Genomic DNA, 13,457 nt, shown 5'->3' with positions numbered 1-13,457 from the left:
CTCAGTTTACATTTATATATTGCTCACCGTGCCATATTCCAATTCGCGTTTTTTTGTTGGTGAGATCGGTATGCTTTATTTTTACGCTGACACCAGGCATGACATAATAGCGTTCACGGCAGCCTTGACCCTCATCCTTCGCTTTATCACGACAGGGCCCGTAGGAGATAACGCGGAATGAAGCGTTGCCGGTATTGGTCACCGTGTCATTATCGCGACGATAGTCAAATCTTTCTTCACGCGGCGCGACCACCAGAATGGTACCAATAATGGCAGAGGTCGTTGCCTCACCCTGTTTTTTCTTTTTACTGGCTTCGAACTCGGTCACAGGCTCATCGGTCCAGGATATGCGGTAATAACGTTCCTGGTTGTCCTGAGGTCCTTTGTAAAAAAAACGAAAGTTCTCTTTGGCATTTCCGGGTAATATCAGGCTGGCTGGCGTTGATAATAATTCCGATCTGCTCGCCATCGGGATAACCGTGCCGCCGGCCATAGGCGATGAAATACGCTCCACGCTGACGCTAACGTAACGCGCCGTATCGGTGGTATTAATGATTTCTTTTGCCAGAGTCGAGGCATCCGGCCCCATTATTGAGGTGACGTCTCCGACATTAATTGCATGGGAGGAGGGCGTCACGGTGAATAAGAAGAGAGAGAGTAATAATGGATTCAGTTTCATGGCGCATCCTTATAAGGAGGCCGAAGCCTCCTTGTCATACCGGACAGGTGTTGGCTACACCTGATTAGATAGTCCAGACCGCGTTGAACTGAACGCGAACGTCGCCGCTCCAGTAACCGTCGGTTAAATCTTTGAACTCAGCGGCGGTGCTGCCGTCAGAAGTCGCGGAGTCGACAGTGAAATCGAAGGAACCCTGAGTGCTGACGCGATCGGCGCCTGCGAAGGCGGTAGCGACAGCCAGCGCATCCAGACCCGCGGAGATGTTGTTGGCGGTATCAATCATCGTTACCGGGGTGGTTTTGTTCAGCGCGTTGCCGTTCCAGCTCACACCGACCGCCAGAGTAGAGGCATCAGTGGTACGGCTCAGGGTGTTGCTGACGATCTGAGAGGTCAGCGTGAAGTCGGTCGCGCCAGACTGGCCCTGGATGGTGATGTCAAAAGCGCCTTTCTGGGCGTTAAACGCTTCAATCCCTTCAGCGTACTGGAAGTTCAGGGATTTCAGCGGAGTGACAACCAGCGCGCTGGTGGTGTCTTTAGTTGCGCTTGCATCCCAGCTTGCAGTGGCGGAAGTGGTCACGTCAGCCATTGCGTTGGAAGAGATAAGAGCCGCAGCCACAACACCCGCTAATACGATTTTTTTCATTTTAAATTTCCTGAGAATAATTAAGTTAGTTCCATTTATGGAGTTATTGCTACAAATACTGATAATGACTTTATCCAGATAGAATAATGTTTAACTTCCCTCTGCCTCCCATCTTATTCTGCAAGCTGAGCTTGATTGCGTAGATCCTTTTTTCTGCCATCTGCAATTCGTTGGCTATTTGCTTAACCGACTTTTCTGCGAGTAAAAGATCGAGAACCAGCACTTCCTGGTCGCTGAGTTTTTGGCGGTAACCTCGACCATCTCTTTGACCGAGAAACGAAAGCTGTATTTTCTTTTCAATCTCGTCTCGGGTATCGCTGGTGTTGATAATCGAAACTATCTGCTGACAGCGGTGTTTCCAGAACAGCGCCAGCGGCTGCGCTAACCTGTCGGCAATCAACACTATCCGCAACCCTGTTTTGATCAAATATTCAATCCATTTATCATTGGTGAATAATCTGATGTTGTAGCGAGAAAAATCAACAAATATAAAGCCGGAATTAGAGAAGTTGTAGTGCTTGTTAATTAAAAAACAATGCACACCATTTTTTAAATAGATGTTTTTATCGGGCCATACGCAATAGCGGGTTTCAATGCAGTTAATCGATTTTATCGTAGGTCGTGGATAGATTTCGCATTGATACTGACAGCTTATGCAGTATACCTTCTCATATTTCTGCGGAGCCATATGTCGATTTATTTCCCTATATTGTATTACCCTATCGTTCAATGATGTGGCTATATTATGGCTAGTTAATAAATGTGACAACTTTAATTTCTGGAGAGTTATATAGATGAAAAATGTGTAAATTCTTAAGGGCTGAAATTGACTGGATTGATACTAACCTACTATTCTGAATAAGAAAAATCTTAAGTGGCAGGATTTTATGTCGATAGCCCTTTAAGAATTATCCATGGTGACCAGGAATTTTCTCGCTGAATGGGGGAGAATTGGTTAAAAAAAAACAGCACAATAAGTCAAAAAAAATGCTATCTCATCGCTGTTTGTTAATTTTGTGTTCTTGTTTTGTTTTATTTTATGGTGTTTATTCTGTAATCACCTGTTTTTTGTAAGGGAAAGTTGCGATATTTTGGATTATGGGGGAAAGGACCGTCTGGCGAAATATGATCTGGCGTACAAAACAGGGCGTTTTTAAGAACTAAAACGCGTCGGCGCTTGAAAAGGAGCGAATCAGAAGGATGTGCTAAATCTTAACCGGAAGAAGCGGACAAATGCTTCTCGGGGAGACGGGGCGCTGCAGCCTGAACGGGCTCTGCCTGCAGGCCGCCGTAGCGCCACCGGGACGATGGCAGCGTGAATGTGCAGACAAATGAGCCAATACTTTCGATGCGCCCCGGGCGCTTACGCCCCTTTCAGCAGAGGAAGCAGGTGATTCTCGGTAAGAGGAGCAAGCTTAATATGCCGATCCTGGCCCGGCGTATACCAGATAACTTCTTCTATTTCTGCCGTCGGTGTAAAGCTCGCTCTGTTGGTGGCTATCTGAAAGATATCCGCCGAGACCGTATGGCCCGGCTCGTTTGCCGCCGTATCGGTGAAGCGGCCTAACGGGACCAGTTCTTCAGGTGAGACGATGAAGTTGAGCTCCTCTTCGAGCTCGCGGATCAGCGCCGCTTCCGGGGCTTCCCCGATTTCAGGTTTTCCACCGGGCTGCATAAAGTACTCAGTCCCTCGTTTGCGTACTAAAAGACAGCGTCCTTGACCGTCGGCGATCACTGCCGCCGCGATATGAATATTTTTTATTGTGTTCAAGAGATACCCCAGTTATATGCCGATGATGTTCAACGGCCGGCGTACGTTTCATCTCTCGCGAAACAACGCCGACGCTATCATGATAGCGACCTTAACGTGCTAATCAATCCCGTCGATTCTCGCAAAACCTGCTGACGGCGCAGGCGGGGCTCATTTATGATAGCCTGCGAAATATAACGTCTATGCGGGAAGTGCAGCCTCTATGTCAATTCAGAAAATCGCTCGCCTGGCGGGCGTCTCGGTGGCGACGGTATCGCGGGTATTGAATAACAGCGATACCGTTAAAGCGAAGAATCGCGAACGTGTGCTGCAGGCGATCAAAGAGAGTAACTACCAGCCTAATCTGCTGGCCCGCCAGCTGCGAACGGCCCGCAGCAATATGATTCTGGTGATGGTCTCTAATATCGCCAACCCCTTTTGCGCCGAGGTGGTCAAGGGCATTGAAGAAGAGGCGGAAAAGAACGGCTACCGGATCCTGCTGTGTAATTCAGGTTCGGATTTAGCCCGTTCAACCTCGGGGCTGCAGCTGCTCTCCGGCAAAATGGTCGACGGCATCATCACCATGAACGCGCTCTCCAGCCTGCCGGAACTCACCACCATGATCGGCGACGCGCCCTGGGTTCAGTGCGCGGAATATGCCGATAACGGCAGCATCTCCTGCGTCGGCATCAACGACGTCGACGCGGCGCAGGGCGCCGTTTCCCGGCTGGTTGACGGCGGGCGTAAACGCATTGCTTTAATCAACCACGATCTCAGCTATCGCTACTCGCGCCTGCGCGAGCGCGGCTATAAAAGCGTTCTGCACGTTCGCGAACTGGCGTATCAACAGGTGATCTACGCCAGCGATCTGAGCGCCGCGGCCGGTAAACAGGCGATGGAGACGCTGCTGGCGCAGGAAGAGCAGCCGGACGCGGTGTTTGCCGTCTCTGATTCGCTGGCGGCGGGCGCGCTGCGGGCTATTGCTCAGGCCGGAATGCGGGTGCCGGAAGATATTGCGGTGGTCGGTTTTGATGGCACCGAACTGGCTGAAGTGGTATCGCCGCAGCTGACCACCGTGGAACAGCCTTCGCGCGAGATTGGCCGTACGGCGGTCACGCTGCTGATGAAAAGAATCGACAATCCCGACGCCGCGGTCGAGCGGGTGATGATGGACTGGCGCGTCATTTCCCGCGCCAGTGCCTGAGGATATTACTGAGACACCGCGCCCGCCAGCGAACGAATGTCGTTACCGGTAGGGGACTGATGGATCCGCAGGCCGAATTCGTCAACCACGGCATAAACGTGATCGAATATATCCGCCTGAATGCTTTCATATTCCGCCCATACCACGGTGTTGGTGAAGCAGTAAATCTCAATCGGCAGGCCGCTGGCGTCCGGCGCCAGCTGGCGCACCATCAGCGTCATATCTTTGCGGATGCGCGGATGATTACGCAAATACTCCTGCAAATAGGCGCGGAAGGTACCGATATTGGTCATCCTGCGCTGATTCAATATCGATTGATCGGCGGCGTTCTGCTGGTTCCACAGGCTGATTTCCTGATGACGTGAATCCATATACGGCTTCAGCAGCCTGGCCTGAATTAAGCGCTGCTGCTCCTGTTCATCAAGAAAATGAATGCTGGTGGTATCGATATTCAGGCTGCGCTTAATGCGGCGACCGCCGGATGCCGACATACCGCTCCAGTTTTTAAACGAGTCGGAAACCAGCGACCAGGTTGGAATGGTGGTGATGGTGTTATCCCAGTTGCGCACCTTCACCGTGGTCAGGCCGATGTCAATCACCGCGCCATCGGCGCCATATTTTGGCATCTCCAGCCAGTCGCCGAGCTTGAGCATATCGTTGGCGGAGAGCTGAATTCCCGCCACCAGGCCAAGAATAGGATCTTTGAATACCAGCATCAGTACCGCGGCCATCGCGCCGAGTCCGCTAATCAGAATCGCCGGCGACTGGCCAATCAGTAAGGAGATAACCAGAATGCCGACAATAATCGCGCAGACCAGCTTAATACCCTGAAATATCCCTTTAAGCGGCAGCTGAGAAGCGGTGGCGAATTTCTGCGATAAATTGAACACCACGTCCAGCAGCGAAAAGAAGGACAGCATCGCGTAGATCATCACCCACAGCTGCGCGCAGGTGGTGAGTATTTCCGCGGCCTCGCTGCCTTTTTGCAGCCACAACACCGCCTGCACGTTGACGATAATCCCCTGCAGGGTGAAGGCCAGACGATGAAACAGTTTGTTCTGGGTAATAATTTGCAGCCACAGGTGGCTGCTGGCTTTCGCCCGCTTTTCGAAAGTGCGCAGCACCACTTTGTGCAGAATAAGATGAACGACAATCGCCGTCAGAAAAATAATGCCGAAGATAATAATGAGTGAGGTGGTGGGGGTAATTTTGATGCCTAATGCGGCGATTTGCGATATGAATTCCTGCATAACGTCTCCTTTACATCCAGCGGTTATCATGACCGCTGGATGTCTATTATGCAAATCGCAGGTTACGCCGTTGTGAATTATGGGGTCGCTACCGCCGGACGGACGTTAAGGTGATGGCGTAGCCACAGCGCGATGGCGCCCAGTACCAGCATCATCACCACTTCCACCGCCAGGAAATCGATCAGTGCCCGCGGATAGTCGCCGCCGCTGCGCTGGGCAAGGGTTAAGAATAGCGACCCGAGAATTGCCGGGCCCAGGCCCAGCGTCGCCTGCTGCAGAGTGCTGAGAATCGCGCTCCCGGCCCCGGCGTCGCAGGCGCTGATATCGCGCATCCCGATACGGTAAAAGCTGTTGACGATCAGCGCCTGCCCGTAGCCGATAAGCGCCGTGGAGGGGACCAGCGCCAGGGTGGTGGTGTGGATACCAAGGCGATAAAAGGTCGCGCTCAGCAGCAGCAGGCCGACAATCTGCACCGACAGGCCGGTCAGCAAAATGCGCCCCATGCTGTAGCGGGCAATCAGCTTCGGCGCGTACAGCGCGGAGATGAAGTAGGCCACGCCGAGCGCGATAAAGCTGTTGCCGGACTGCCACGGCGCCATCCCCAGACCGGCCTGCATGGTCAGCGCCATGCAGAACATAAACCCGGACCAGGCGCTGAAAAAGAGCAGGGCGATGGCCATGCCAAAGCGAATGCTGGTGAGCTTCAGCAGGCGAGGCGGCAATAGCGGCTGCTCGCCGCGCTGCTGTTTGCTCAGCGCGCTGGCCCGCATCCAGACCAGCAGCGGCAGCACCGCAGCTAACATCAGCTGCAGCGTCCACGGCCAGTGCAGCTCCGGCCCCAGCGCCATCGGAAACAGCAGGCAGCAGAGGATTAGCGCAAGGCTGAAGGTGCCCTGCCAGTCGATGCGCGAATGCGCTTCGCGCCGGGTCTCCGGGACGTATCGCGGGCTGAAGGCCAGCACCAGCAGGCAGATCGGCACGTTAATAAAGAAGGCATTTCGCCAGCCTAAACCGGCGATATCCGCCGAGACCAGCCAGCCGCCGCCCATCTGACCGACGATAAAGGCGATTCCGCCAATGCCGCCGTAGAGGCTGATGGCCCGGGCGTGGGCGGTGCCTTTGAGGGTGATATGCAGCGTAGCGAGAATCTGCGGCACGATCAGGGCCGCGCCGGCGCCCTGGACCGCGCGCGCCGCCAGCAGCGTGGTGATGGAGTTCGCCATCCCGCACAGCAGGGAGGCGACGCCAAAAATCGCCACGCCCCACATAAACAGACGGCGGCGGCCATAGTTATCGCCAAGCTTGCTGCCCATCGCCAGGCAAACGGCAAAGGCGACGCCGTACAGCGCGACGATCAGCTCCAGCTGGGTGGCGCTGGCGTTCAGCGACTGGGTGATGGAGTCCAGCGCGACGTTGGCGATCGAGGTGTCGATCAACGGCAGCATCTGGCCGGTCAACAGAAGGAATAAACCGGCGCGGCCGGGTGAAACAGCAGACGAATTCATCGGATCTCTCCATTGCGTCATTCAGCGGATGGCCGTAGCATCACCGATAAATTAAACGGGTACCAGTTCCTGCTTATACTGGTATTGGCACTACCATGCTGGAGGTTTTATGACGACCATGCCGCAACGTGAATCGACGATCGCCGCGCCCGATGACGGCCGTAAACAGCTGGGTGCGTTTCTGCGCGCCCGGCGTGAGAGCCTCGATCCGCAGCGCCTGGGGTTGCCGCGCGTTGGCCGGCGGCGCACGCCGGGCCTGCGGCGGGAAGAGGTGGCGATGCTGGCGGAGGTCGGCGTCACCTGGTACACCTGGCTGGAGCAGGGGCGGGAAGTGAATCCGTCCGAGGCCGTGCTGGTGTCGGTGGCGAACGCGCTGCAGTGCAGCCCGCTGGAGACCCGACATCTGTTTGTCCTGGCCGGACTGACGCCGCCGGAAGCTGCGCAGGTCACGGTATGCGAAGGCATCAGCCCGGGCACCCGGCGGATGCTCGATAGCCTGATGCCGCAGCCCGCCAGTATTCAGAAGCCGAGCTTCGATATTGTGGCCTGGAACGACAGCTTCTGCCGCCTGATGGGCATCGATTTCGCCACCATTCCGGAAGAGGATCGCAACTGCATTTATCTGTATCTGACCAATGAAACCTGGCGCAGCCGCATCGAGAATCGCGACGTGCTGGCGACGTTTGTCTCCTATTTCCGCGCGGCGATGGCGGAGCACCGCGGCGATCCGCTGTGGGAGAATAAGCTGGCGCGTTTTTTCGCCGCGTCGGCGGAGTTCGAGGCGCTATGGCATCAGCGCTATGAGGTGCGCGGGGTGGAAAATCAGGTGAAACACTTTAACCATCCGCAGCTCGGACGCTTCAGCCTGCAGCAGATGTACTGGTACTCGGCCCCGCGCAACGGTTCGCGCCTGCTGGTCTATTTGCCGATGGATGAAACGGGCGAGCGGGCGCTGACGTGGCTGCACACACACTAACGGAATGCTTATGAACGTGACCCGAAAAGAGCAGCGCATTATTCAGCGTACGCTCAACGCCTGGCGGTCATTGGCCGCTATGCGGAGCGCATCTGGCACGTGGAGGTATCCTGGCTGCAAAATACTGCGGGCTATCCCCGGGGGCGGCGCTTGACGCGCCTTACCCGGGCTACGGGTTCCCACAGTGTGTAATTTTGTAGCCCGGATAAGGCGACAGCCGCAATCCGGGGATCATCCTGACGTAAAAGAAAAGCAGAGAATTAAATCTCGGTAATGGTCGTCGCCTGCGGCAGGCGTGATTTCGGCAGCGTAGCGTTGAAGTCTTCGACGCTATGATGGCCGACCGGCACCACCACCAGGCTGGTGTAGCCCTGGGCTTTCAGGTCGAATTCGGCATCGAGAATCGCGAAATCGACGCCTTCAATCGGCACGGCGTCCAGGCCCATTGCCGCCACGCCCAGCAGGAAGTTGCCGACGTTGAGATAAACCTGCTTCGCCATCCACCGATCGTCGTCGTGCAGCTCTTTGCGGTGCATATCGGCAAAGAAGGTGCGGCCTTTATGGTTCGCGGCTTTGGCGTCGGCGTTTGCGAAGCGGCCATCGGCCTCTTCCTGGTTCACCACGCGCTCAAGCCAGGCGTCGTCCATTGCGGTTTTGGCGCAGAACACCACCACGTGGGAGGCATCGAGAATTTTACGTTCGTTAAACACGTAGGTGCCGCTCGCCGCTTTGGCAACGCGCGCTTTGCCTTCATCGCTGCTGGCAACGATAAAGTGCCACGGCTGGGAGTTGGTGCTTGACGGGCTGTACTGCAGCAGCGTTTTCAGGTTTTCCGCCTGCTCGGCAGTTAGCTTTTTGGTGGCGTCAAATGCCTTGGTGGAGTAGCGCTTTAAGGCAACCGATACGATATCCATACTCTTCCTCACTGTTTACAACCCCTTGCGGGTGCGTTTCGTGAAGGAAGAGTACAGCGATGGCGGGCAAATGATAAGGGGCAAAAATGCGATAACACTTATCGCGCAGCGCTGAAAATCAACCCGGACGTAGGCGCTGCTGCTCTTTTTTGCTGAGTTTATCGACGATCAGATTCCACGAATCATCGATCAGCTCCGCCAGCAGATCCACGCTGATGTCCTCGCCGGGAACTACGGTGATCCAGTGCTTTTTGTTCATGTGATAGCCGGGCTCGATGCTGCGATAAATCGCCTGATGAAGCAGCGATTTTTGCGGATCGCACTTCAGGTTGACCAGCGCGCGGCCGCGTACCGTCGCGGTGAGCATAAAAATCTTCCCGCCGACTTTAAACACATCGTACTCCGGGCCAAATGGCCAGCAGTGCTCGGTAAAGGGGAGCTCCAGCGCGATACGATGCGCGTTGTCATGCAGCGAGCGGTGATCCATCAGCTATTGTCCTCGGCAAGGGCCTGCCACATGGCTTCAAAGCCCAGCTCGACAAAACGGACGGCGCGCTCCGGCTCGTGGCTGGCGTATTCAATGGTGGTTTCGGCCAGCGAAAGAAACAACGCATCGCCGAAGGTACGGTACTCGTCGGATTGAAAAACGGGTTTGATTGAGCGCTGGCACAGTTCATTGAGCTCGGGAAACATCTCCTGGACGCGGTTGCGGGTTTCGTCGGTGATCCGTTCACTCAGCGCCATCCGGCGAATCGCTTTATGCTCCATGGGGTTACGTACGCCCCAGCCGATATAGCTATTCCAGATATTGCGCGTGTTCTCTTTTGGCCGGGTTTCGTTCGGGTTGAGACCCGCTATCATTGTCTGAACCAGGTCTGCTTTTATGGTCAGATAAAGCTCGTTGAGCAAATCGTCCTTGGTGGCAAAGTAGCGAAACAGCGTACCCTCGGCAACCCCGGCGCTGCGGGCGATGGCGGAGGTTGAGGCGGCGATTCCCGATTGGGCAAAGGCGGCGGTTGCGGCCTCCAGTAACGCTTGCTTTTTATCTTCACTCTTAGGACGAGCCACTACACTTTACCTCACTCATAATAAAACCACGATCTAAGCACGCCCGGCATGGGCGCTGCAACGCTGTCTGTCAAAATTTGAAAATCGTCTTGACGACTTTCAGCTTCTTCCTAATAATGAGTGCTTACTCACTCATAATCAAGCCTTATAACAAAAACCTCCAGGAAGGGGGATTTCGCCAGGTCAGGATATGAACCGTGTCACTTTCAGCGTGGTCGCCATCATGTTATTAGCGTCAGCAACAACTTTGCCGTTTGTGTTAAATGCCGGATTTGGTCAGGCGCCGCAGGGCGCGCAGCTCAGCCTGGTGGAGCAGTCGCCGCACTATCATGACGGTCAGTTTCACAATCAGCTTCCGACGCCTGGCTTTACCGGGCAAAAAAATATGCTGGCCGCGTGGTGGGAGTTTCTGGTCGCCAAACGTGAAAATGCCAGACCGGCCCAGCCGCTGCCGCTGGTGAACACCGATCTGGCGGGCTTACCGTCAGGGCAGGACGTGATGGTCTGGCTCGGTCACTCCTCCTGGTATCTGCAGCTGGCGGGCAAACGCATCCTGATCGATCCCGTATTTAGCAGCTATGCCGCGCCGTTCTCGTTTATTAATAAGGCCTTTGCCGGGGATTACCCGTGGCACGCTGAGGGCATGCCGGATATCGACCTGCTGATTATCTCGCACGATCATTACGACCACCTCGATTACGCCACCATCAAAGCTCTGATGCCGAAGGTCAAGCGCGTGGTGACGCCGCTGGGCGTGGGGTCGCACCTGCGCTACTGGGGAATGGAGAGCGCGATAATCAGCGAGGCGGACTGGAATCAGTCGGTGCAGGTGAGCGATGAGCTAACGGTACACGTCCTGCCCGCGCGCCACTTTTCCGGCCGCGGCCTCAAGCGCAACCAGACCCTGTGGGCCAGCTTTATGTTCGTTACCCCGCAGCAGAAAATTTACTACAGCGGCGACAGCGGCTACGGCCCGCACTTTAAAGCCATCGGCGAACAGTTTGGCGAAGTGGATTTGGCGATCATGGAAAACGGTCAGTATGACCAGGACTGGAAGTACATCCACATGATGCCGGAAGAGACGGCGCAAGCCGCTGACGATGTTCATGCACGCGCGGTGCTGCCGGGTCACGCCGGGCGCTTCGTGCTGGCAAAACACACATGGGACGATCCGTACAAAAGGCTGGCGGAGGCCAGCACAGGGCGACCGTGGCGACTGCTGACGCCAATGTTGGGTGAGCCGGTTTGGGTCGCTGATAAAACGCAATCATTTAACGCCTGGTGGCGCTAACGATGAGAGTGGTTCAGGAGGAGAGAGGACATATGACTATTTCCGCTCAGGTCATTGATACTATCGTCGAGTGGATTGATGATAATTTGCATCAGCCGCTACGTATTGACGATATTGCGCGCCACGCCGGTTATTCGAAGTGGCATTTGCAACGACTGTTTTTACAGTATAAAGGGGAGAGTCTTGGGCGCTATATCCGCGAGCGTAAGCTGCTGCTGGCGGCCCGCGATCTGCGCGATACCGATCAGCGGGTCTACGATATTTGCCTGAAATACGGTTTTGACTCGCAGCAAACCTTTACCCGCATCTTCACCCGCACGTTTAATCAGCCGCCGGGTGCCTACCGTAAAGAAAATCACAGCCGCGCGCACTGAAAAGCGTCCGCCGGGGGAAGACCGGCGGACGCTTTTTTACCAGGCTCACGTCGTCAGGCCGAGAGAGACAGAATTCAGCAACCGCTGCTGGCATTTCGATATGACGCGTTTAAAGAGCGCAGATAACGCCCTTACAGTCTGAAATATGAGGGGTTAACGGTACGAATAATCGCCCGGTTCTTCAGGACGGCGTGGAACAATGTCGTACTTAAGCTGGTTATCTTATTGAAGAAATTGTTGTCTATTGATGACAACTCACTTATCTTTTATTTCTAATGTTAATTATCATTCTTTAATATTAATTAATCATTTATATTAATGATTAAATTTCATTTGCATCACTGAGTGAAAGTCGTGATATTTTCATTTTCAACGTACTGGCAAATAATGTTTAACTATTTATAGGTGTGCAATATTATGACTGATTATAATTCCCAGACATCGTATATTAAGTCTTATGATGTCACTACCTTTGCTTCCCCCAGCAATACTTCGCCTTATGAAGATATTGGAAAAATAATGTCTGAGATCCAGGATGACATTATATTACAGCAACAGACAAATCAGGATGATAAAGGTTTGCGTCCTGGCGCAACTATTTTTATTCCAGCAGGGCGTTATCGGTTACAAACCACTTTTGTTATCACCATTAACTACCTGGTAATACAAGGGGCGGGCCATGGATGGATGAGCCAGGCAAGTCGGGATGCTCCGGATACAGATAGCAGTGGATGGCTTGAAACAGCCCCTGGAGCCAGCTTTATTGAGCTGGATACCAGTTCAACTCTGACGGCAATCAAAATTGAACGAGATGATTTTGCTACCACTGGGCGAATATCAGGCGTTGAGCTGCGTGATTTTTGTATCGGTCTGGTGGTTGCCACGAATCCCTACAATACAAGCGGTACAAAAGGGATCGATATCGCGAGCGATAGCGATTCATTACGGATTGAAGGCATGGGGTTCAGCCTTCTTGAGGAGGCTATGGTGGTCAGAAATGCTGACTCTATTTCAATCACTAATAATTTTATCGGTGAATGTGCTAATTGTATTACAATGACATCCAGCTCCATTGTTGCGAAAATAACCAATAACTTCTTTGGCAACTCTCCTGGCGGCTATTCAATTTCTATTGAAAATGGAGACCGTCATCAGATTACCGGCAACACGTTTTTCTGGAACCCTCAAATAGTACTCCTGAATACTCATCACACCAATATTTCGGCTAATAAGTTTCAAGGGAGCTGGCCGGGAACGATTGTAATGCTGAGTCCATGTGATGAAAACCTGGTATCTTCAAACATGTTCATTCGTGTTGATACAGAAACGGCCAGTGCAGATGTCGGAGGTACTATCTATGATGACCTGATGGGAATCGTTCACATTAGTGGTAATAATAACAGCATCACTTCAAATATGTTTAGTATAACTTTTTCGGATGTCTCGAACATTAGGCCCGCGGGAGCCGATCCCGTAGCGATACTCGTTACTGATGATAGTGACAATACGCTTCTCTCTTCTAACCACCTTGCCTACAGCGATAATATCAGTGTTAAGATTGTCCTTGATTCTTCCTCGCGCAATTCGAGAGTTTTTCAAACTGCATTGTATGAGGAGTTTCTACCGTCTGCTGGCGCCACTTACATCTTCCTGGGTTCCGATGGTAAGGACATGAATGGAAATGTTATTATCCCGGCACAAACAGCATAACAGTTAGCCCTTAAGAAGACATTCTTTTGAATAACACATCATCGCAAAAGTCAGGTCCTCAGGGGCCTGACGCAATTAGCCTTATCTCCCAAT

General features: G+C 53.5%; 14 protein-coding genes. 5 read left to right on the top strand and 9 right to left on the bottom strand.

The genetic code is table 11. The annotated features are described in order from the left end of the window. Position 1 precedes the first annotated feature (1 nt). The 4 genes from ABLU67_RS09580 to ABLU67_RS09565 form a co-directional block, all read right to left on the bottom strand. On the bottom strand, positions 2-679 hold the full coding sequence (locus ABLU67_RS09580) for a hypothetical protein (RefSeq protein WP_025107082.1): 678 nt from the start codon (positions 677-679) through the stop codon (positions 2-4). A 64-nt stretch (positions 680-743) separates the two neighbouring features. Next, positions 744-1,322 carry a common pilus major fimbrillin subunit EcpA gene (locus tag ABLU67_RS09575; RefSeq protein WP_004111140.1) on the bottom strand — a complete coding sequence of 193 codons (579 nt, stop codon included), beginning with the start codon at positions 1,320-1,322 and terminating at the stop codon, positions 744-746. A 70-nt stretch (positions 1,323-1,392) separates the two neighbouring features. Continuing rightward, entirely contained in the window at positions 1,393-2,010 is a 618-nt protein-coding gene (locus tag ABLU67_RS09570) for a LuxR C-terminal-related transcriptional regulator (protein ID WP_025107081.1), read from the bottom strand. Between the two features lie 675 nt (positions 2,011-2,685). Further along, positions 2,686-3,084, bottom strand: coding sequence for an NUDIX domain-containing protein (locus ABLU67_RS09565; RefSeq protein WP_025107080.1), 399 nt, complete (start codon positions 3,082-3,084; stop codon positions 2,686-2,688). Between the two features lie 211 nt (positions 3,085-3,295). Between ABLU67_RS09565 and ABLU67_RS09560 the strand changes: the two genes are divergently transcribed. Further along, entirely contained in the window at positions 3,296-4,276 is a 981-nt protein-coding gene (locus ABLU67_RS09560) for a LacI family DNA-binding transcriptional regulator (RefSeq protein ID WP_014228283.1), read from the top strand. Between the two features lie 5 nt (positions 4,277-4,281). Here ABLU67_RS09560 and ABLU67_RS09555 read toward each other — a convergent pair whose 3' ends face one another. Next, the gene (locus ABLU67_RS09555) at positions 4,282-5,526 is read right to left on the bottom strand and encodes a mechanosensitive ion channel family protein (RefSeq protein WP_014837733.1); all 1,245 of its coding nucleotides are present in this window, start codon (positions 5,524-5,526) and stop codon (positions 4,282-4,284) included. Between the two features lie 77 nt (positions 5,527-5,603). Further along, positions 5,604-7,031 (bottom strand): MFS transporter, encoded by a 1,428-nt coding sequence (locus ABLU67_RS09550; RefSeq protein ID WP_200913795.1) that lies wholly within the window; start codon positions 7,029-7,031, stop codon positions 5,604-5,606. A gap of 109 nt (positions 7,032-7,140) precedes the next feature. Here ABLU67_RS09550 and ABLU67_RS09545 point away from each other — a divergent pair, with 109 nt between their 5' ends. Continuing rightward, positions 7,141-8,007, top strand: coding sequence for a helix-turn-helix transcriptional regulator (locus ABLU67_RS09545; RefSeq protein WP_064378271.1), 867 nt, complete (start codon positions 7,141-7,143; stop codon positions 8,005-8,007). A 260-nt stretch (positions 8,008-8,267) separates the two neighbouring features. On the opposite strand, the gene nfsB is transcribed toward ABLU67_RS09545, so the two are convergent. The 3 genes from nfsB to ABLU67_RS09530 all read right to left on the bottom strand — a co-directional run bounded on the left by nfsB (position 8,268) and on the right by ABLU67_RS09530 (position 9,989). Then, complete coding sequence (nfsB, locus tag ABLU67_RS09540; RefSeq protein WP_316548872.1) at positions 8,268-8,921, bottom strand: oxygen-insensitive NAD(P)H nitroreductase; 654 nt, start codon at positions 8,919-8,921, stop codon at positions 8,268-8,270. A gap of 118 nt (positions 8,922-9,039) precedes the next feature. Then, positions 9,040-9,408, bottom strand: coding sequence for an MmcQ/YjbR family DNA-binding protein (locus ABLU67_RS09535; RefSeq protein WP_014228308.1), 369 nt, complete (start codon positions 9,406-9,408; stop codon positions 9,040-9,042). Beyond that, on the bottom strand, positions 9,408-9,989 hold the full coding sequence (locus ABLU67_RS09530) for a TetR/AcrR family transcriptional regulator (protein WP_004848568.1): 582 nt from the start codon (positions 9,987-9,989) through the stop codon (positions 9,408-9,410). The genes ABLU67_RS09535 and ABLU67_RS09530 overlap by 1 nt, the downstream gene beginning before the upstream one ends. Before the next feature lie 190 nt (positions 9,990-10,179). On the opposite strand from ABLU67_RS09530, the gene ABLU67_RS09525 reads away from it, so the two are divergent. The 3 genes from ABLU67_RS09525 (at position 10,180) to ABLU67_RS09515 (ending at position 13,364) form a co-directional block, all read left to right on the top strand. Further along, complete coding sequence (locus ABLU67_RS09525; RefSeq protein ID WP_221841585.1) at positions 10,180-11,280, top strand: MBL fold metallo-hydrolase; 1,101 nt, start codon at positions 10,180-10,182, stop codon at positions 11,278-11,280. Between the two features lie 32 nt (positions 11,281-11,312). Continuing rightward, a complete protein-coding gene (locus ABLU67_RS09520) occupies positions 11,313-11,654 on the top strand; it encodes a RamA family antibiotic efflux transcriptional regulator (RefSeq protein WP_004848570.1) in 342 nt (113 codons plus the stop codon). A 417-nt stretch (positions 11,655-12,071) separates the two neighbouring features. Continuing rightward, positions 12,072-13,364, top strand: coding sequence for a NosD domain-containing protein (locus tag ABLU67_RS09515; protein WP_049082069.1), 1,293 nt, complete (start codon positions 12,072-12,074; stop codon positions 13,362-13,364). Positions 13,365-13,457: the final 93 nt, after the last annotated feature.

It is taken from the genome of Klebsiella sp. GN_Kp190, from assembly GCF_040061795.1.
Lineage (GTDB): Bacteria > Pseudomonadota > Gammaproteobacteria > Enterobacterales > Enterobacteriaceae > Klebsiella > Klebsiella michiganensis.
The sequence above is the reverse complement of the archived record's forward strand: the minus strand, read 5'-3'. Positions and strand labels throughout refer to the sequence as shown.

Bases quoted from the DNA above. Each gene is read 5' to 3' on its own strand.
- ABLU67_RS09550 (WP_200913795.1), bottom strand. From the start codon at position 7,031: ATGAATTCGTCTGCTGTTTCACCCGGCCGCGCCGGTTTATTCCTTCTG.
- ABLU67_RS09535 (WP_014228308.1), bottom strand. From the start codon at position 9,408: ATGGATCACCGCTCGCTGCATGACAACGCGCATCGTATCGCGCTGGAG.
- ABLU67_RS09580 (WP_025107082.1), bottom strand. From the start codon at position 679: ATGAAACTGAATCCATTATTACTCTCTCTCTTCTTATTCACCGTGACG.
- ABLU67_RS09570 (WP_025107081.1), bottom strand. From the start codon at position 2,010: ATGGCTCCGCAGAAATATGAGAAGGTATACTGCATAAGCTGTCAGTAT.
- ABLU67_RS09545 (WP_064378271.1), top strand. From the start codon at position 7,141: ATGACGACCATGCCGCAACGTGAATCGACGATCGCCGCGCCCGATGAC.
- ABLU67_RS09555 (WP_014837733.1), bottom strand. From the start codon at position 5,526: ATGCAGGAATTCATATCGCAAATCGCCGCATTAGGCATCAAAATTACC.
- ABLU67_RS09575 (WP_004111140.1), bottom strand. From the start codon at position 1,322: ATGAAAAAAATCGTATTAGCGGGTGTTGTGGCTGCGGCTCTTATCTCT.
- nfsB (WP_316548872.1), bottom strand. From the start codon at position 8,921: ATGGATATCGTATCGGTTGCCTTAAAGCGCTACTCCACCAAGGCATTT.
- ABLU67_RS09520 (WP_004848570.1), top strand. From the start codon at position 11,313: ATGACTATTTCCGCTCAGGTCATTGATACTATCGTCGAGTGGATTGAT.
- ABLU67_RS09515 (WP_049082069.1), top strand. From the start codon at position 12,072: ATGACTGATTATAATTCCCAGACATCGTATATTAAGTCTTATGATGTC.
- ABLU67_RS09525 (WP_221841585.1), top strand. From the start codon at position 10,180: ATGAACCGTGTCACTTTCAGCGTGGTCGCCATCATGTTATTAGCGTCA.
- ABLU67_RS09560 (WP_014228283.1), top strand. From the start codon at position 3,296: ATGTCAATTCAGAAAATCGCTCGCCTGGCGGGCGTCTCGGTGGCGACG.